12 protein-coding genes are annotated in these 21,255 nt (G+C 36.6%); 4 read left to right on the top strand and 8 right to left on the bottom strand.

What is annotated here, in order from left to right; all coding sequences use genetic code 11:
- Positions 1 to 29: 29 nt before the first annotated feature.
- The 7 genes from Q4500_RS10745 to nagB all read right to left on the bottom strand — a co-directional run bounded on the left by Q4500_RS10745 (position 30) and on the right by nagB (position 8,666).
- Positions 30 to 290, bottom strand: a complete 261-nt coding sequence (locus tag Q4500_RS10745; protein ID WP_303599669.1) for a DUF4212 domain-containing protein — start codon at positions 288 to 290, stop codon at positions 30 to 32.
- Between the two features lie 132 nt (positions 291 to 422).
- A complete protein-coding gene (locus Q4500_RS10740) occupies positions 423 to 1,499 on the bottom strand; it encodes an anhydro-N-acetylmuramic acid kinase (protein WP_303599668.1) in 1,077 nt (358 codons plus the stop codon).
- Complete coding sequence (locus Q4500_RS10735; RefSeq protein ID WP_303599667.1) at positions 1,486 to 2,340, bottom strand: CPBP family intramembrane glutamic endopeptidase; 855 nt, start codon at positions 2,338 to 2,340, stop codon at positions 1,486 to 1,488. Before Q4500_RS10735 ends, Q4500_RS10740 begins: the two co-directional genes overlap by 14 nt.
- Positions 2,337 to 3,902, bottom strand: a complete 1,566-nt coding sequence (locus tag Q4500_RS10730; RefSeq protein WP_303599666.1) for a glycoside hydrolase family 3 protein — start codon at positions 3,900 to 3,902, stop codon at positions 2,337 to 2,339. Before Q4500_RS10730 ends, Q4500_RS10735 begins: the two co-directional genes overlap by 4 nt.
- Positions 3,895 to 5,169 (bottom strand): MFS transporter, encoded by a 1,275-nt coding sequence (locus Q4500_RS10725; RefSeq protein ID WP_303599665.1) that lies wholly within the window; start codon positions 5,167 to 5,169, stop codon positions 3,895 to 3,897. The genes Q4500_RS10730 and Q4500_RS10725 overlap by 8 nt, the downstream gene beginning before the upstream one ends.
- Complete coding sequence (locus Q4500_RS10720; RefSeq protein ID WP_303599664.1) at positions 5,153 to 6,679, bottom strand: glycoside hydrolase family 10 protein; 1,527 nt, start codon at positions 6,677 to 6,679, stop codon at positions 5,153 to 5,155. Before Q4500_RS10720 ends, Q4500_RS10725 begins: the two co-directional genes overlap by 17 nt.
- Positions 6,680 to 6,737: 58 nt before the next feature.
- On the bottom strand, positions 6,738 to 8,666 hold the full coding sequence (gene nagB, locus Q4500_RS10715; protein WP_303599663.1) for a glucosamine-6-phosphate deaminase: 1,929 nt from the start codon (positions 8,664 to 8,666) through the stop codon (positions 6,738 to 6,740).
- A gap of 203 nt (positions 8,667 to 8,869) precedes the next feature.
- Between nagB and Q4500_RS10710 the strand changes: the two genes are divergently transcribed.
- Entirely contained in the window at positions 8,870 to 9,619 is a 750-nt protein-coding gene (locus tag Q4500_RS10710; protein WP_303599662.1) for a DeoR/GlpR family DNA-binding transcription regulator, read from the top strand.
- 4 nt (positions 9,620 to 9,623) lie between these two features.
- Positions 9,624 to 10,436 (top strand): N-acetylmuramic acid 6-phosphate etherase, encoded by an 813-nt coding sequence (gene murQ / locus Q4500_RS10705; protein ID WP_303599661.1) that lies wholly within the window; start codon positions 9,624 to 9,626, stop codon positions 10,434 to 10,436.
- A 90-nt stretch (positions 10,437 to 10,526) separates the two neighbouring features.
- On the opposite strand, the gene Q4500_RS10700 is transcribed toward murQ, so the two are convergent.
- Entirely contained in the window at positions 10,527 to 11,648 is a 1,122-nt protein-coding gene (locus tag Q4500_RS10700; RefSeq protein WP_303599660.1) for a PQQ-dependent sugar dehydrogenase, read from the bottom strand.
- A 127-nt stretch (positions 11,649 to 11,775) separates the two neighbouring features.
- Between Q4500_RS10700 and Q4500_RS10695 the strand changes: the two genes are divergently transcribed.
- A complete protein-coding gene (locus tag Q4500_RS10695) occupies positions 11,776 to 20,340 on the top strand; it encodes a T9SS type B sorting domain-containing protein (RefSeq protein WP_303599659.1) in 8,565 nt (2,854 codons plus the stop codon).
- Positions 20,341 to 20,529: 189 nt separating this feature from the next.
- Positions 20,530 to 21,243 (top strand): PHB depolymerase family esterase, encoded by a 714-nt coding sequence (locus Q4500_RS10690; protein WP_303599658.1) that lies wholly within the window; start codon positions 20,530 to 20,532, stop codon positions 21,241 to 21,243.
- The last annotated feature ends 12 nt before the right edge of the window (positions 21,244 to 21,255 follow it).

The following is a 21,255-nucleotide window of genomic DNA, read 5'->3' as shown; positions in this document are numbered from 1 at the left end:
TGGTTTTTTGGTGGTTAATGGTTATGCTGTTATTCGTTATAGCCGTATTTTTTATCCAATTTGTTCATGAGCCTTACATAAACAAAAATCAGAATTACAAATACATAAATGGACCCTTGCTGCGCAAACCAAAAGCCCAATTTAAAACCTCCGATTTTAATGGTATCTAAGGCTTCTTTAAATAAAATGCCTGCTCCAAAGGAAACAACGAACCATATAGCTAATAAAATGAATAAGTACCTAACATTTTCTTTCCAGTAAGCGGTTGCTTTCTTTTGTTTTTCTGACATGTCTTTTTTGGTTTTATGAAGTGAATATCCTAAGAATTCATCGAGGGAAACTTCAAGTAAAAAATAATATGCTACAGCGGTAATTCGCTTTGTATTTAAATCTCGATTATCGAGTAAATTAGGTAAAAAAGTTTAATTGGGTATGAACAATACTCCACTCGAAGAATCTTTTTTTGCCCCGGTAACAGATGAAAGTACATTTGTTAATTGTTCTACTCTTAAAACACCCATTAAAGCAAATACCAATGCTTCTTTAAATTCTATGATTATTTTTTCTGGCACAACTACCTCTGTTGTGCTACCTAACTTTTGTTGCAAGGTCTCCAATAAAAAAGAGTTCAATGCACCACCACCTGTAACCAATAATTGTTGCTTATCGTGCTTAAAATTGAGATTGATTTGTTGTGTTACCTTATCGCATATATGGTGAATGCTTGTATAAAGTAGATTTTCTATGGTATCATCAGTATTTTCAACTATAGGTACAACTTCTTCCAAAAACCATTCATAGCCAATCGATTTCGGATGTGGTAATAAATAATATTTTAGATTGTTTAATTGCTTTAACATTTTAGTGTTAATGCTGCCAGAACGTGCTAGTTTGCCATCCTCGTCGTATTCTAAGTCAACTTTTCTGGTGATATAGTTTAGAATCATATTTGCCAAACCAATATCATATGCTATTCTCTTGTCCTTTACTTCAAAAGACACATTGCTGATACCGCCAAGATTTAGGCAATAATCATATTCATTGAAAAACATGCGGTCACCTATAGGTACTAGTGGAGCACCTTGTCCGCCAAGTGCTAAATCGTTTGTTCTGAAATCTGCAATTACTTTAATACCTGTAGCGTTTGCCAAGTGTTGCCCTGAACCTACTTGATAAGTAAGACCCATTTCTGGTCGGTGATGGGTGGTGTGACCATGACTTGCTATGTAGTCTACATCTAATTTATTCTCGTTAATAAATATCGAGGTTTGCTCACCTAGCCACGTACCGTATGTGTTATGTAGTTCTATAAGTTTTTCTGCGGATAGACTAATAGCATCTTTAAGGGTATTCAGCATATCTGATGAATACGTGATACTTTTAGTTTCTTTAATATCAAACTCCCAAACCCCATTTTTCTCCCAAATGTGGCAATAAGCTAAATCAAGACCATCTAAAGATGTGCCAGACATGAGACCAATAATTTTATATATTTTCATTTGTAATCAATTGGGGTTTCTTTTTTACTTGGTAATAATATATGATTAATACCACTAAAATTATTTCAGTTACTAAAGAAAAAATAGAGCCTTCAAAGCCAAATTGACCTCCGTTAATTTTGTTATTTTCTGGAACCGTAAATTCAATAATACTATAAATATCTTGCCCACTAACGTTAAAACCTAGTAATGACTGAAAGAGGTTCCAGCTAAAATGAAATGCTATTGGGTACCATAAGTTTTTCGTATACATATATGTAGCCCCCAAAGCCATACCGGCTAAGAAAAGCCCCAGTAAGCTAAACAAACTTATGTTAGGGTTGGCGCCATGCATTAAAGCAAAAAGTGCAGAAGCAACTATTAATGCAACATATTTGTTAAATGAGAGCATTAGGTTTTTTTGAATATACCCCCTAAACAGCACTTCTTCTAAAATTGCTACGAGTATAAACAGTAAGGTAGTTAAAAACAATTCTTGGAAATTAAAATTGAATCGAGAGAATACAATTTCGTTTGAAACAGTTAAACCAAAATAGGCAAAAGTCATAATTAATAATCCTAGTAAAGTGCCTATGGCGATATCCTTTTTTCTGTTTTTAAGTTGAAGTCCTACTTCTATAAATTTTTCTTTGTCTACAAATCTCATAAAAAGCCAAATGAGTAGAAATGTGCCTAAAAAAGAAAAAGCCGTCATGATTACATGTTGTATGGTCGTTTCTTCGTAGTCCATATCACCCACGGGAACACCTGCTAGTAAAGCACCCGCAACTTGGAATAAACCTATTATAAGGAAATAGGGTATTACAATTGCTAAAACTCTTATCCACCCATTATGATTCATAGGCTTTTCTCGATATTAAATGGCAATTTTCCTTTTGCTTCAAGGTTGCCTAAAAAATGCTCTGTTGCAACATCTTGAAACTCCTTGAAATTTTGATAGGCGATTACAGCTGCCGTAGTTTTTCCCGTACTGAAAAACTTCAATGCATACGGATTACCGAAGTGATATAGCACAACATTCTTAGTTGTAATCAGCTCGTTAATAAAGTAAATTTCCTCATCGTAGAATCCGAAATTGTTGGTTGGTTTTATTTGTGGGGGAGTAAGGAGTAGTAGAATTTCTGTTTCTTGTTCAACTTCCTTTTTCATTTCTAAGATATTATCTAAAATATCTTGCTTCGTTTGGTCGGCTCCAAATCGCTTTATGGTCAACGTGCAAAAATCGGTAGTTTTAAAAGCTGCAATATCTGCAGCTTTACCATGATGTAAAGTCAGGGAGTTCTCTGCTATTTTTCTATTTAAAGAATTGGGGTCGGTCAATTTAAGCGGTAAATCTTCATTTAAAATTGCTTTTTCTTTCAGCTGCCAAATGCGTTCTATGCTTTTGTTAATTTGAGTTTCAGTGGCATTTTTTAAGATATGCTGAATACCTTCTTCTATATGTTCTGCAAAACATAATACGTCATTACCAGCGTCAAAAGCCAGCCATTCTAATTCTCCCTTTACTGGATAATGTTTTGATACGGCATGCATATTTAACGCATCTGAAATAACCAAACCGTCAAAGCCCATTTCCGTACGAAGTATTCCGGAAATAATATCTTTATTGATACTTGAAGGTAGACTAGCATTTTTGGTTAGCGCAGGAACGGATAAGTGACCCACCATAACCGAATCTACACCTTCATCTATTAATTTTTGAAAAGGATACAATTCATTCTCAATAAGTTCTTCTTTCGATTTATCTATAACCGGTAAACCCAAATGGGAATCTGTAGCGGTATCTCCGTGACCAGGAAAATGTTTAATGCTCGTAAGTACACCTTCACTTTGAGTACCTTTTACAAATGCACTTGCCATGGTGATCACCTTATGTTTGTCATCACCAAAAGAACGATAACCGATTACTGGGTTATTCGGGTTGATGTTGATGTCAACCACTGGGGACAGATTCCAATGAATACCGGCAGCTTTGCAATCTTTGGCAATTTGCTTGCCAACTTCAAAAACTAAGGGCTCATTAGCAATATTTGCACCGAGAGTAATAGCGTATGGATACTGCGGAGTATTCTCAATTCGCATAGCCAAACCCCATTCGGCATCAATAGAAATCAATAGGGGGTATGTTGCTGCTTTTTGATATCTCTTGATGAGGTTTTTTAAGGTGTCAAAACTATTTTTATTGACCACTATTTTTTTCTTGCCTTCGAAATTAGTAGCAGCACTTGCTCTTGAATGAAAGAAACAGAGTCCGCCCACATGGTGCTCAGATATCAGTTTTTCTAATTGCTGTATCTCTTCTTCTGTATCATTGATAAAAGCTGCAGGCATAAAAAGTTGTCCGACTTTTTCAATCAAAGAGAGTTTTTCTATAGCTTCTTTTCTAGGTATCATATTATTCATTGGGAGCTGATGTTTTTTTACCGAAATCTGCCGGATAAGAAATGAATTTTAGTAAGAATAACGCAGGTAATGCAGCAATAACTACCCAAATAAAAAATCCGTCATAACCCAGCCATTGTTGAATATAGCCGCTGGCCATACCTGGTAGCATCATGCCCAGTGCCATAAAACCTGTGGCAATGGCGTAATGTGAGGTTTTAGATTTACCGTCGGCAATATAAATGAGGTACATTAAAAAGGCTGCGAAACCGAATCCGTAGCCGAATTTTTCAAAAATTACCGTTGCCGTTACTGCATATATATTAGTGGTATTTGTCACCGCCAGTATCGCATATAAAATATTCGGTAGGTTTAATGAAAGCACCATTGGTAGCATCCATTTTTTTAACCCATCTCTAGAAATTAAAACACCTCCTAAAATTCCGCCTATAGAAAGAAAAATAACACCTGCTGTACCGAAAATAGTTCCTAGCTGTTCTGTGGAATATCCTAATCCGCCTTTATCGGGAGAATCAAGAAGAAAGGGTGATGTCATTTTCACTAATTGAGATTCGCCTAATCGATAGGTTAGTATAAACGCCAGCGCAATACCGATACCTGGTTTTTTGAAAAAGGTGGCAAATACTTCTAAGAATCCTGCAGGTTTTTCTTTTTCTTCCGTGCTTTCAGATTCATATTTTGGGGTAACAAAGAAGTTGGCAACCGTCATAATCAACATTAAAAATGCTGCTGCCGACATGGTTACGCTCCAAGCTTTGGTATTGTCACCATATTTATTTTCTAAAAATCCTGCTAAAACAACAATCAACCCTTCACCAGTTACCATTGCTAGTCGATAGAAAGTACTACGCATACCTACGAAGAAAGATTGTTTCTTTTCGGTTAAGCCCAACATATAATACCCGTCTGAGGCAATGTCGTTAGTTGCCGATGCAAATGCCGCCATCCAAAAACAGGCTAATGATGATATGAAAAACATATTGGTAGGTAAAGTCAAACCAACGCCTAATAACGAAACCGCAATTAACAGTTGCATGGCTAAAAACCATTTACGCTTGGTGCTTTTTAAATCTACGAACGGACTCCATAATGGTTTCAATACCCATGGTAAATACAATAAACTGGTATATAATCCAATGTCTTCATTGCTGACACCTAATTTTTTGTACATAATTACCGAAACGGTAACCACCAAAACATAAGGCAACCCTTGTGTGAAATATAAAACTGGAACCCATGCCCAGGCGCCCTTATCTTTTTGAATCATTTTTAAGATTGTTCTTTAGGTTGATAACTGTTGGTTTCGTTTCTGCACTATAAAAATCAATAAAGCTGATGCTGTAAAATGATTTACGGTAATCTGATTTTGATATGCGAATGGAATTAGAATTCGCTGTCACTAAATTTTTAGATAGTAATTTTTTAATAGGATATTCCTCTTTTACCTTTCTACCAGCCCTATAAAGAAGTGCATAACGATAGCTTCTTAAATCATCATATTCTAGAATGACCTCATCACCATCTAATGAAACATCTAATAGTTTAGGTGATGTTGAAATATGATTTTTTGCCAGTGAAGAAACAGGATTCAAAGCTGGTAACTTGTAATATTTCTTATGAATATATTCAACTACATCTTCATTATTGCTCATTAAAGATTTAGCACTGAACATGATGTTGCCCTTTATTTGTGGAGTTTCTCGTGCGAGTTCTAATTGATTGGGTATTTCTTTAATATCATCCCAAGCTTTATCGCTGTTGTTTCTGATTTTATATGGACCGTTACCTACATATAGGTTAGTGCTATAGTTGTTTTTAGACCACCAGTCTACAATTTTGGTATGAGACGCTACAGGTAAATCCATACTCCAATATACTTGGGGAGCTAGGTAATCGATCCATCCTTTTTCCATCCAAAGTAAAGGGTCTGCATATAAATCTTCGTAAGTGGTTTGCCCTGCTTTAGTATCTGAACCTTTTGGATCGGTGGAATTGTTTTTCCACACCCCAAACGGACTAATACCAAACTGTACCCATGGCTTAATCGATTTTATAGTTTTGTGAGATTGACTTACAAGAGAGTCTATATTGTTACGTCGCCAGTCATCAATAGTCTGATCTTTTTGTGCGTAAGTTTCAAAAGTTAAAGAGTCATTAAAAACTTCATCTTTAATGGTGTACGGATAAAAATAATCATCAAAATGAATGGCATCTATATCATATGTAGTAACTAATTCTGCAATGATATTTGAAAAATGCTTGCGTACTTCTGGTAAACCAGGGTTGTAGTAGTTCTTTTTGCCATAATGCACTATCCACTCTGGGTGAGTGCAGTAGTCATGATTCTCAGAAAGGACTTCGAAATTTTCATCGAAAGTTGCTCTATACGGATTCAGCCATGCGTGGAACTCCATACCACGCTGGTGAGCTTCGTTAATCATCCATTCAAGAACATCTGTATTCCACTTTGGTGCAGTGCCTTCTTTACCGGTTAAAAATCGGGAATAGGGTGCGAAATCAGATTCATAAAAAGCATCACCTGCAGCACGAACTTGTACGATTACTGCGTTGTAATTTTCTCTTTCGTAAAAGTCTAGAATTTTAAGATAGTCAGCTTTTTGTTTCTCAGAAGTATCATTGCCATTTTTTGGCCAATCGATATTGACGACCGTAGCGATCCATACGCCTCTAAATTCTCTCTTCGGATGTTTTTCGTATGATTGAAAAACTCCGCAAGAATTAAGAAGTAAAAGTAGTAGGGTGAGTTGTTTTGTCATAAATGTAAAAAAGGCCCATTTTAAAACTAAAAATAGGCCTTTTAATTCAATTTAGTTGTTAGTTAAATTTATGTCTTACAAAGGCCTCCATAGCAGCGTATGATGATAATCCCATTGCTTTGTATTTATTGGCGGTATCACGGTTTCTTTCTTCTGCACGCATCCAGAATTCTCTAGAATCATCTCCTTGAAACATTACTCCGTCTTTTTGAGATTGGTGACAGAAAATAGCATATCGCTTTTTCAATACTTGCCCCGGACTCATAGGTACTGCCATTTCAATTTCGTTGATATCCCACTCATGCCAAGCACCACGGTATAACCATACCCAGCAATCTTTCATAAATGATTCGGATTTCAATTCTTCGCACGCTGCAAATACGGCATCTAAACAAACCTTGTGTGTACCATGCGGATCAGCTAAATCGCCAGCGGCATAAATTTGATGAGGTTTTATCTGTTTGATAATATCTACAACTATATTAATATCTTCTTCAGATAAGTTTTTCTTTTTTATCGTACCTGTTTCATAAAACGGAAGATCTAAAAAGTGTACGTTTTTATCATCAAGCCCCATATATCTAGTTGCGGCATATGATTCTCCTCTTCTTATTTTTCCCTTCAGATTTCTAACTTCTGGAGCATCTATGCGTGTTTCGTTTTTCTCTGCTATAGATTTTATAATATTTTTAGCCTCGTCAGACGGATTAATTTGCATGGCTATTTCAGCATATTTTCTAGCATCGGTATCTGAAACGGCAATGTTACCCGATGTTTGATATACGATGTGTACATCATGACCTTGCTCCACTAACCTGTCAAAAGTGCCGCCCATTGAAATAACATCATCATCTGGGTGTGGACTAAATATGATCACTCGCTTTTTAGCCGGTGTAGCACGTTCTGGTCTGTGGGTGTCATCAGCATTTGGCTTTCCGCCTGGCCAACCCGTAATGGTATGTTGTAATTTATTGAACATTTCAATATTTAGGTCATAAGAATCATCTAAGGCTAAAAGATCAGCCATACCGTTATCGTTATAATCTTTGTCTGTCAAACTTAATATGGTCTTGCTTGTGTTTTCGCACAGCCAAACCATTGCTTTTGCTTTTAGTTCTTCTGTCCATTCGCAGGCATCTACCAACCACGGTGTTTTGTTTCTAGTTAATTGACTGCCTGCACCTGTATCTAAAACAAAAGTACAATTGTCATGTTCTTGTAGATATGTTGCCGGTACATGAGATGAAATATCACCTTCAATAGTTTTTTTAATGATACCCGCTTTGTTTTCACCCCAACCTAATAAAACAATTCTCTTGGCTTTTCTTACCGTAGCGATGCCCATAGTAATTGCTTTTCTAGGCACATTGGCTATACCTAAAAAAGAAGGTGCTGCATCTACTCTTGTAATGTGATCTAAAGTAATTACTCGTGTTCCAGAATTAAAATGTGATCCTGGTTCATTGAAACCTACATGCCCCGTTCTACCAATACCTAATAATTGAAAGTCTAAACCGCCATGCTCCTTTATTTTGCGATCGTAGCTTAAGCAGTATGCTGTAGTTTCTTCATTACTTACCGTACCATCTGGTATATGAATATTCTTTTCAGGTATATCTACATGATTAAAAAGATGTTCATGCATGAAGTAGAAATAACTCTGTATGTTATTCGGCTCCATTGGTAAGTATTCATCTAAGTTGAAGGTGATAACATTTTTAAAGCTTAAACCTTCTTCTTTGTGCATACGAACCAGTTCTTCATAAACTCTTATTGGTGAAGAACCAGTTGCTAAACCTAAAACGCAATTTCTCTTTTGCCCTTGTCTTTTTTTTATTAAAGCAGCAATTTCATGAGCTACTACTATTGAAGCTTCATTGGAGTCTTCGAAAATGACATTATGTATTTTTTCGAATCGCGTTTCTTCAAACTGACCTATAGGTTTGTGGGAGATGTCGATTTTAGAATTTTTAACGGTTGTTTTCATGAGATAGTGGTAGATTTTTGGATTTTTAAATCATGCAAATATATGCGTTATTTTTATTAAATGCCGTTTTTTGCAAGAAATTATGCCGTATTATGCCGTTAATTAATCTTAATTTTATGTTACACTAACATTAACGTCATAAAACGGCATGTGGTAAAAATCATTATCTTTGACATATTGATAAGTAATAAAGTTGCTATTACATGCTAAAAGAAGAACGTCAGCAAACTATTTTAAGTGAGGTTGATCTACACAATAGAATACTTATAACAGATATTGCTGAGTCTTTAGACGTATCAATTGATACTATAAGGCGCGACGTAAAAGAGCTTGATGCGGAGAATAAACTGCGTAAAGTTCATGGTGGTGCTATCTCTATGGGTTACATGACCAATAGTGCTAGAAATACTAATATATATAAGATAGAAGATAAAGCCGCAATTGCGGTGAAGGCGGTTAGTATGTTACGAGATGGTGCCGTTATTTTTTTAGATGGAGGAACTACTTGTATGGAACTTGCCAGAATTATACCTGAGAATCTAAACCTTACTTGTTTTACGATCAGTTTACCGGTAGCTATGGAATTGTCTCATAAGGCGAATATTAATGTAATTTCTATTGGTGGGCAAATTTCTAAGGAAGCACAGATTGCTATAGGCGCAAATGCCATTCATCATATATCTGAAATACGATTCGATAATAGTTTTATAGGAACAGGATATGTTGATGCTACCTACGGATTAACAGAATTTGATTGGGATATTGTACAAATCAAAAAAGCGGTGATTAAAGCTTCAAAGAAGACCGTGCTTTTATCCATTTCAGAAAAACTGAATTCTCAACACAGATATAAAACGTGCGATATTAATTCTATTAATACGATGATTACAGAGTTAAAGCCTGATGATACATTGTTAAAGGCTTTTAGAAACCACGATATAAAAATTTTATAAGTATATGGATTACAAGAAAATTACCGAAACTCCGTCGAACCACGACAATTTAGAGTTGATGGATACCACTACTATTCTTCAAAAAATGAATGAGGAGGATAAGAAGATTGCCGATGCAGTAGAAAAGACGATTCCGCAAGTAACAAAACTTGTAGATGCCTTAACCGAAAGATTTAATAAAGGTGGAAGATTATTTTACATCGGTGCCGGTACCAGTGGTAGATTGGGAATTCTAGATGCTTCTGAAATTCCGCCAACTTTTGGTATGCCACATGAGCGTGTAGTTGGTTTAATTGCTGGTGGTGATACTGCCATTAGAAAAGCAGTAGAAAATGCTGAAGATGCAACTAAACAGGCATGGTTAGATTTAAAAGCTCATAATATTAATTCGAATGATGTGGTAGTAGGTATAGCTGCATCTGGTAGTACACCATATGTGATTGGCGGATTGGAAGAGACTAAGAAAAACGGAATCTTAACGGCTGCAATTACAAACAACCCTGGTGCACCAATAGCCAGAATTGCAGATATTCCTATTGAGATTAATGTAGGTCCTGAATTTCTTACCGGCAGTACTAGAATGAAAAGTGGTACATCTCAAAAACTTGTATTAAATATGATATCTACCGCTTTGATGATAAAAATTGGTAGAGTTAAAGGGAATAAGATGGTAAACATGCAATTAAGCAACGATAAGTTGGTTGATCGTGGTACGCGCTATATTATGGAAGGGCTGAATATTGAATACACCGCCGCTGAAGCTTTATTGAAAGAACATGGCTCCGTTAAGCTAGCTATTGATGCTGGTAGGGGGTAAGTAGCTCTTCTAATTTTTATGTTAGAAAAAAAGGTCTGTAATCAAATATGATTACAGACCTTTTTTTGATTTCGATAGCTTGGTATTATGCTACTTTTTCGGAATTAGTTTATAAATACCTTTTCCTTCAACGGCGACATAAACAAAACCATCGGGACCTTGCTTTACAGCACGTACTCTACCTAGTCCGTCCATTAATTTTTCTCTTGATATTACTTTGTTTCCGTCTAAAACCAAACGTTCTAAATATTGAAAAGCTAAAGATCCGACCAATAAACTCCCTTTCCAATTTTTGTATTTATCCGTAGTTACAAACTCCATTCCGCTTGGGGCAATAGATGGTACCCAATAATGAATGGGCTGCTCCATACCTTTCATTTCTGTTTTGTCTGTAATTGGGGTACCGCCATAATTGATTCCGTAGGTAACTAAAGGCCATCCGTAGTTAGCCCCTTTTTTAATAATATTTATTTCATCACCACCTCTAGGTCCGTGTTCGTTATCCCAAATTTTTCCTGTAATAGGATGCTTTATCAACCCTTGCGGATTTCGGTGTCCGTAACTGTAAATTGCAGTCTTCGCGCCTTTTTCGCTTATAAACGGATTGTCTTTCGGTATACGCCCATCGTCATGTAAACGATAAATTTTACCGCCATCTCTTTTAATGTCTTGTGGATTAATGTCCCTATCCCCACGTTCACCGATTGAAAAGTATAGGTAACCATCATTATCAAAGACAATTCTAGATCCAAAATGTTGCCCTTTTGTAGTATTCGGTACCGCCTTATAAAGTACTTGTGTTTCGGTTAAAGAATTGTTCTTTAATTTTGCCCTCATTAATGCGGTATGTCCGCCCTTTTCATCACCTTCCGTTGATGCGTAAGTGAGGTAGATCCATCCGTTTTCTTTGTAATTAGGGTGAAGGGCAACATCTAATAATCCGCCTTGGCCTCTATTATACACTTCAGGTAAATTACCGATTATCGTTTTTTTTCCATTATTAAAATGAATCAATTTACCTTCTTTTTCAGTGATTAAAATACTTTTGTCAGGAAGGAAGGTGAACCCCCATGGAATCTGTAGCTCATCGACGAACAGCTCACCTGTAAAAACAGACTCTTTTGGTGTAGTTGCTTTGTTATCAGTATTTTGTGCACAAGAAAAATTTAGCCATACAACGAATAAAAGGCTGAAGATGATACTATTTTTCATATAAGAGCGTTAGAATTATGTTAGAGAACACATGATTATTTAAAGGATAAAATATAAGCAAAAAATTACACCAAAGAACTAAGTTAGATCCCAAATCAACTTTGTTCTTAAAAACGAAACTTAACCTATGCTTCCAAAACAACAGCGGTATGCGCTGTATGTACTTTTTCTGATTGTTCTTTCAGTAATTGGTACTACGGCTTTAGCCAACTCTAAAGTAACTACTTTATACGAAGAAGTGGCTCATGTAATCGAAAAGGCTGTTTCGGTTTCTGTCAAAAACACATCTACTTTAGAAAAGAAAAATCAAGTTGCACGTAAGTCTAACTTAGCAGCTCCAGCAATGTTTACTACACTGATTGTGGGTGCAGATGCTACGGAGACTTGTAATGATAACGGATTTACAATTGCACGTTTTAATTTATGTGGCGATTTTGATGATCGTATTATAAGTTTGTCTGGCGGTCCGTATAGTTCAGTTTCATGGCAAGTATTAGGTGGTTCTTGCTCAGCGAACGTAAATACAGAATGCCCGAATACAACAGCTTCTTGTTACTCTACATTAAGTTCTGGACAAACATTTAATTTAGATGCTAGTTCTGTTCCTGCAACTTCAGGTGCTGAATATAGAGTATTGGTAGATGGTCAACCCTATTACTTTAAAGTAAAGAAAAGTACTATAACCCAAACGTATGTAAAACAAGATTATATCTGTGGTGTAGATGGTAGAATACAGATTACCAATTTATCAAGTGCTTACGAATTTAGTATTAATGGTGGTACTTCTTGGCAAGGTGCTATATTTTCTAACCTAACACCAGGTACGTATAATATTTTAGCGAGATTAAGAAATACGGCAAATACATGTGAATACCCTTATGAGCCTATTGTTATAGAAGAAAAGGAAATTCAAATAGCTGCTACTTTTACAGATGCATTATGTAGTGGAGATACTGGTAGTATTACTGTTACTGCCTCTAACGTACCAGGACCTTATAAATATACTCTATTGAACTCTAGTGGTGTAGCCCAAGAGTTTACTGCTTTTATAGCAACAAACCCTTATACGTTTTCTGCGGTAGGTTTTGGTACATATACTGTTCAGGTAGAGACTCAACAATGTACAGGTGATCCTTTAAACGGAATTACCGCTCCAAGACAGGATGTTGATACAAGTGGTAATCCCTTAACTATTGGGGCGGGTGCTTCGGCTTTGGATGCCTCAACTGAAGTTAATAGTAGTTTTGGTTGTTCAGATATCTCTAGTGTAGATATTACTTTAAACACAACAGGAGGTTCAGCACCTTATACATTTACAGTTAATGGTGGCACTGTTCAACCTTCATTTGGAGATGCTACTACAGATTCTGGTACAACTACATATACAGTATCATCTGCAGGAACTTATGATTTTGTAATTACCGATAGTAATGGTTGTATTATAAATGCTTCTTCTGATGTTGAAGATTTATTGCCGCCAGATGTTACGGTTGCAGGTATTGATGGTACGTGTAGTAATGGTGGAGCAAAACTAGAGTTTACTATAAATAATGGTAGAGGTTATAATATTTCTTATAGAGAAAGTGCTTCTGAAGTTTGGGTGAATACACCACAAATTTCAGTAGCTGCGGGTACTTATAATGATATTGAAGTAAGATACCAACAAGGTGCATTCGAATGTACTTTAGATTTACCTTCTATAACGGTTGATACTGTTGGTTCATTAACAGGTAGTGCAACTAAAATTTCTGATGTTACTTGTACAGGAGCAGGAACTACTGGCGGACAAATTGATTTTGTTGGTCCGTTTTCTGGTGGATCAGGTAGTGGATATGTTTTTAGTATTGATGGGGTCAATTTCTCTGCAATAACTTCTTATACAGATTTAGCAGCAGGTACGTATACACCTATTATTCGTGATGCAGGTGGTTGTCGTCTAGATCTTACTTCGATAGAAATTTTAGATGTTGATCCTCCAACTAATCTAGATTTTGCACAAAGTAATGTTAGTTGTGCTGCTGGTACATCTGATGTTCAGTTGACTCCAACAAGCAACGCTGCAATTAATAGATATGAAATTATTAGTCCTGCTTATTTTGATAATGGAAATAACGATACGTTTACAGGTTTACTAACCTCTCAGGCATATATTTTTCAAATAACAGATGTTAACGGTTGTTCATATACTGAAGGATTTAGACCTGTAGTGATAAGTTCTATTCGTGCTCGTGTAAAATCAGGAGGAGATTTAAGAGTTTGTAATGGAGCTACCGATGGTACAGGAACATTTATTATTGACGGATTTGCGAATAACTATACATATGATATTAACGGAGGATTATTCTCTGGCGGACCTCAAAGTGCTAACGAAGTAGTTTTACCATTATCAGGTGCAGGTACGTATACAATTACAGTTACGGATGCTGATACTGGTTGTACCGATACTACTTCTTTCGATATTCAAGATGCTCCGGTTTTAGATTTGGCAACAAGTACGGTTACCGATATGAGTTGTGCAAATGGAAATTTAGGTGCTGTTAGAGCAGATGCCACTGGTGGTTGGGGTACTTTTAGATATACCTTAACACAGCCTGTAGGACCGCAAATAGGACCAAAATCTGGAAGAACCTTTAGTAATCTTTCTGCAGCGGGAACATATACATTAACTGTTGAAGATGCTGAGGGTTGTACAGATACATTCTCATTCGATTTAACCCCTATTGATGCGCCAAGTATAGCCTTAGACGGTCCATCTTCAGATTTCTGTTTTGTAGCAGGTACTGGAGCTACTGTAGCAGTTACTTCTACTGCGGGAACGGCAGCTATTGGAACACATCAATATAGGATTAATGGTGGTACGTTACAACCAACTCCAACTTTTGTAGGACTTTCGCCTGGTAATTACACAATTGAAGTGGTAGATGGTAATGACTGTTCAGATAGTTTACAAATTACTATTGCTCCTCAATTACGGATAAGTACTAGTATTGAAGCTGAAATACCATGTGGTGGAGCAGATGGTAGAATTAACGTAAGTGTTAATGGAGGTTATACATCTGGAGCTGGAGCAAAACAGTATGAGGTTAGTTCTGATGGCGGTGCTACTTTTGGAGCTGCCTTGCCACTTACTACCGATACTTTTGATTATGATACAAATACACCTGGCGATTATGTTTTTAGAATTACAGATAACAATACTACAAGTAGTGGTTGCGTAGCAGAGTCTGTTTCAATTACCTTAAATCCGCCTCAAAATATTGCAGCGGCTGCTTATACGACAAGACCTGTTAGTTGTAGTTCCACAAATAATGGCGCGGTTACTATCATACCAGACGCTACTAGTGGTGTGCCACCATATGAAGTTAATTTCAATGGAACGGGGTGGGCTTCAGAAACAGTATACTCCAACTTAACTGTAGGTACTTATTCTTACTTGGTTAGAGATGCTAGAGGTTGTGAAACCCCAGCTGATACTTTTGATATTGTGTTAGATTCAACACCGCCACCTTCAACTACGGTTTCTGAAGAGCAGGCAGTTTGTGGAGGTAGTGGACCAGTTAGTGGTGGAATCAATATTGATGCTGTAACTGACGGTACACCTGATTATGATTTTATTATTGAAGATAACACAGGGGTTGAAATTACACGTTTAGAAAATCAAAGTACTTTTCCGGTACAAATTTTAGATGCTGGTTTGGTTACGGGTACATATACTGTAATTACAATAGATGCCAATGGTTGTACCGATATTGATACGGTGACAATTACTTCAAATGAAGTAGTAATTACACCAATTCCACCACCAGCACCAGTAGATTGTGATGATACGTCATTTACTTATGCAGTTACCGTAAGTGGAGGTTCTGGTTCATATGAAATTAGATTATTAGATCAGCCTAGTTTTTACGCATTAAATAATACACCAGCTGTCAATGATCATACCTTTAGCAATACTACTGATGGTATTCAATATGGTGTGGCTTATACGGTTGTTGTTTTAGATGTGGTTACAAATTGTACGTATGAGCAGGAAATTCCACCTGTAGATGCACCTTCCACTTTAGAGGTTACTGCAATTTCAACACCTGGGGCTTGTGATACGAATAGAAATGGAGAAATAGCTTATGACATCATTGGTTTTACCATTGGTGATGCTTTAAGAATTACATTAATAGATAATTCAGATGGCTCAAGTATAGTTCTTGAAAATTCTGTCACCACAACTGGATTGCCTTATACTGATACATATGCAGAATTACCTGGCGATTATCAGATATTGGTTGAAAATTTAACCGATACATGTACAGATGCCGTTCCGGTTACAATACTTCAGAATTTACCTGATATTGATATTTTACAAGAGGTTCCTGCAAATTGTAATGCATTTGGTCAGGTAACCGTTCAGGGTAGAGGTGGTTCTGGTGGACCATATGAATTTGCTTTTATGGATACAGGTGTAGCTCCTACAGGTTGGACAACCGATACTACGTTTTCTGCAGCTGATGGTACTTATGATGTTTATGTAAGAGATGCAAGTGGTTGTACTTCATTTGATATTGCTACGATTATTTCTTTAGATCCAGATTTACCTATTCCAGATTTTACTGTAGTAAATCAATGTGATCCTACTTCTACTGCTTTTGATATTACGGTAAGAGTACCTAGTTCTGTAAACACGCCAAGATTTACTTTGGGTGGTGATGAACAATTACCAACCGTAGTTGGTGCTTTTTGGGAGTATACATATATTGTAAGTAGTCCTGGTGATTATGTTGTAGATGTTGTAGATGCTAATGGTTGTACTAGTGAAGGTACTGCTACTGTATATGATTTCTCATCTGCTACAGGTGAGTTTTCAACAGAGAGTACTTGTAATAATGCTGACGGAATAATAACAATATATACGAATGGCGGTAGTGGAGATTTCGAGTTTGAATTAACTGGAACGGATTATAATTCGAATTCCGTTGGCCCAATAACCCAAATTAATGATCCAATTTTTACAGGATTAACTCCTGGTACTTATGAGGTTTTAATAACGGACAATATAGTTCGTGATGGTGTTGATTTCTGTGAAATTACGGTGTCAAACATCATTTTAAATCAAGCAGCACAGCCAGTTATAGTTTCAGAAGAAGCAATTGATATTAGCTGTAGAGATGAAAATGATGGGTCTATAGAGGTAGTAGTTGGTCCTGCAAATGCATTAGTGCCATTCACATCTCAAGACACTCCAATTACCTATATCCTAAATAACTTAACTACATCTTCTGAACAAGATAGAAATAATACTGGTGCATTTTCAGATTTACCAGCAGGTGATTATCAAGTTCAGGTAGTGACGGCACGTAACTGTGAGGTGTTATCTGCTGTACATACGATTACAAATCCTGATGCATTTAGTATTACTGCCGGTGCTGCAGATTTTGCTTGTGAACCAGGTGCAAATAGATATAGTTCAACGATTATTACAGTGACTATTGCTGATGCAGGTACTGTTGGTTCAGGATATCAGTACAGTATTACCGGTTTTGAGAATTACCAACCTGGTAATACATTTGAAATTATAGATGATGGTAGTGCACAAGATATTACAGTGTATGCTATAGATGGAAATGGTTGTCAGACTACTTTTGATGTTCCTACCATTAATCCGCCAACAGATGTAGTTCCAACAATTATTGATGTAGATATTTTAAATTGTAGAGATGATGAACGTGTACGTATACAAGTTATAGGTACAACTGATTTTACAGTAAATACGGTATCGGTTACTCCTGTAGCTCCGGTATCAAATACTTCAGGTAATAACTATGTAGATGTTTACTTGCCTGATGTTGGTGATTATTTATTCGAAGTAACCGACAATACAGTCGGTTGTACTTACCCAATGCCAGTGCATACGGTGAATACGCCAATAGCACCAACGGTTTTAATTAGCGAGGCTAAACCTGTTAGTTGTGCAGTACCTGGTAATGATGGTGCATTATTTATAACTGTAGGTAATTATTCTGGTGAATATGAGGTGTTTGTTTATGAAGCAACTGATGTAACTAGAACTACACTTTTAACCTCTCAAATTTTTAATACAACTAACTACCCTGATGTAAATGGATTTGAGGCTAGAATAGATAATTTACCAGGTGGCAACTTGATTGTTGATGTTGTTTCTGCAGATATTCCATTCTGTACTGGTACAAGTAATGTTACAAATATTAGAACTCCTAATGGGGAACTTCAAGTGACTGCAGAATCTATAGGTAATGTAAGTTGCACAAATGATACAGGTGAGATAATTGCTACTGGTACTGGTGGCTGGGATACTACTCCGTATGAGTATAGATTACTAATGAGTGCAGATGGCGGTGCTACGTATACTACTGAAATTGCAGCATTCTCTAATAATAATGAATTCACAGGTTTGTCTTTCGGATTCTATGAAGTAGAAATTACAGATGTTGAAGGATGCACAAATACAGTAGAAATAGAATTGGAAGAAGTGCCACAAATTATCGCCGGTATTAGAGAACCACAAACACTAGATTGCCCTAATGGTAATAATGCAGTGCTTGAAGCTTATGACACTACAACGGGTGATGCCATTACCGCTACAGCAGGTGCAAGCGGAGGTTTTTTCGGTGCAGGTTACAATTACACATTATTATACTTAAGTGGTGATGATAATACAGCTGTTGTGTCTGAAAGTGGATTACAGAACACGCCTACTTTCATTGGCGATAGTGGCGGATATATTAGTGCAGGTTGGTATGCAATAGAAGTTTCTTCTAGTTTCGGATGTTCATTTGTAACGGAAGCGTATTACGTAGACCCACCACCACCAGTTCAACCAGTTTTGGTACAAACAAGAGTACCTGGTTGTGGAGGAGACGGAGAAATGAGAATGACAATAGAGAATCCTGATCCTTTATTTACTTATGAATACTTAAGAGTTGAAAACGGAGTAACTATAGGTGTTTATATGCCAATGACTGGTAATTCTGTAACTATTACAGGTGTTCAAGGTATTACATATCAATTTGATGTTAGAAAGGTGAATGGGGCTGGTGTTTGTCCGGCAATACGTTCTAATGGTATTACCATGACTGATGCCACGGGTATTACTTTACTTCCAAACTTACCAGATGATATTTCTTGTGCTTCTGAATTAGATGGTAGAATAGAATCTTTTGTTAACGGTGGTGTAGGTGCAGATTTATTTTACCTATATGAAGGGGATCCTGTAGATGCTTTTAATCCTGCAGTGACTGCAACGGTAATAAGAGGTCCTCAAGATAATGGTACTTTTGAAGGTCTTCCTGCAGGTACAGAATATTACATTGCTGTAACTAGTGGCGATACTTGTATGGACATTGCTGGTCCTTTTGAAATAGTTAGACCAGATCCTATAATTTTCGATGCTGTGCCAACTAATGTAACTTGTAATGGAGAAGAAGATGGTACTATAACTGTTTCTGTTAGTGCTGGTGGTGAAGGCTTAATTCAGTTTGCAATTGCTCCTAATTTTAATGAGTTCTTTAGCGATTCTGATAATCCAGGTACGTATACTTTTGATGAACTTGCGGCAGGTACATATGAGATTTTAATAAAAGATGACAACGGTTGTTTTGAAAAAGATTTTATCACCGTTGAAGAGCCAGATCAGTTAGAGGTAATTAATATTGAGACTACAGATGAATTGTGTATCGGTGCTAATAATGGTACAGTGGTTTTTGATATAAGTGGTGGTACTCCTTTTGATGATGTTTTAGTGAATCCTACTCCGTATTTTGAGTATAAAATTGAAATGGTTGATCCAGTTGATGAAACGGGAACAGCAGTATTTGCACCTTATAACGGAGAAATAAGTGAAAATTTACAGGGCGGTGCTTCGTATATAATTTACATACAAGATTCTAATTTTTGTACAGCATCAGAATTGTTTACTATAGATATAGGGGTAGATTTAACAGCAGAGCCTCAAGTACAATATGGTTGTGAAGGCATATTCCCTACAAGTACATCAACTATTCAGTTGGCTAATACCAACTTGTTGTCAGAATTAATGTTCGCACTTGACCCTATTGATCCTACAGATGCAATTACTGCAAATGCCAACGACGAATATGTTTGGGGAGATTTACCTGCTGGTGATCATATCGTATACATTTATCATGAAAATGGTTGTACCAATATGGTAGAGTTTAGTATTGATGGATATGAGCCTTTAAGCTTAGTAGTAGATAAAACCGGACCAAATGAGGTTCTTGCAACTGCAGCTGGTGGATATGGTGAATATGAGTTCTTTTTCAACGGACAATCTTTTGGTGAGGAAACTACCTTTACAACCAATGAAAGCGGAATTGTAAATGTACGTGTACGAGATGCAAGAGGTTGTGAGTTAGAACTTAGTGTACCATTTGAATTTACAGGTATGTTAGAATTCCCTAATTTCTTTACTCCCGATGGAGATAATCTAAATGATATCTGGTCGCCGAATAATAGAGAACTTTTTGATGGTGTTGAGGTTCGAATCTATGACCGTTATGGTAGAGTAGTGGCTATATTAGATGAGGTAAGTGGTTGGGATGGTAAATATGAAGGTAAAGAAGTGCCGACAGGAGATTATTGGTATGTAGTAAATGCCAATAGCGATTCGCTTAAGTATGTGGGTCACTTTACTTTATACAGATAAATAATAGAGAGAACATAAATTTGAAAAAGGAGGATGCATTTTGCATCCTCCTTTTTGCTTTGTATAATTTTAAATAAGTTTTTGAATTCTTATTCGTCTAACCTTTCGAACACAAATGGACCTAAAACCACTTTAACTTTAAAAGAGCTTGTTTTTAAGGTACATTTGATAGAAATTTTGAATTTACAGATGAGGTCAATTATATATATTATTTTACTGGTTATCTTTCAAAGTTGTGCATCTCAGGCAAAACCTATTCTGATAGATTCAGAAATGGAAACGAATGTAAAAGAGAACCTAGCCTATTACCTGTATTATCCAGAAGATTACGAGGAGGAGCCTGAGAAAGATTTCCCGATATTACTGTTTTTACATGGCGGTGGTGAATCGGGCGATAGTTTGGTTACGGTGAAAAGAAATGGTCCGCCAAAACTTATAGTTCAGGGAAAGAAATTTCCGTTTTTAATATTGGCACCGCAGAACCCTAATGAAAAAAAGTGGTGGAATACAAGGGCGGTGAAGCAATTACTAGACTCCATTGTAGATAATAATAGAATAGATAAACGTAGAATTTATTTAACCGGATTAAGCCGTGGAGGTGGTGCCGCATGGGAAATGGCAGTGCAATATCCTGATACCTTCGCTGCGATGGCAGTAGTCTGTGGAATGACGCCTTTACCTTATGCTTCTTGGATTAATAGAGACATGCCTATATGGGTTTTTCATGGGGAGAAAGATAAATCGATACCAATAGAAGAATCTGAAACCATGGTAGCTAAATTAAAAGAAATGGGGTACGAAGTTATATTTACCAGATACCCCAATGTAGGTCATAGCGCTTGGATCAAAGCTTACGAAACAGAAGCTTTGTATGATTGGTTTATGAATCAGGAATTGAGGTAACAGAAATTGCTA

Origin of the sequence: Maribacter sp. 1_MG-2023, assembly GCF_030547005.1 — a bacterium.
Classification (GTDB): domain Bacteria; phylum Bacteroidota; class Bacteroidia; order Flavobacteriales; family Flavobacteriaceae; genus Maribacter.
The sequence above is the reverse complement of the archived record's forward strand: the minus strand, read 5'-3'. Positions and strand labels throughout refer to the sequence as shown.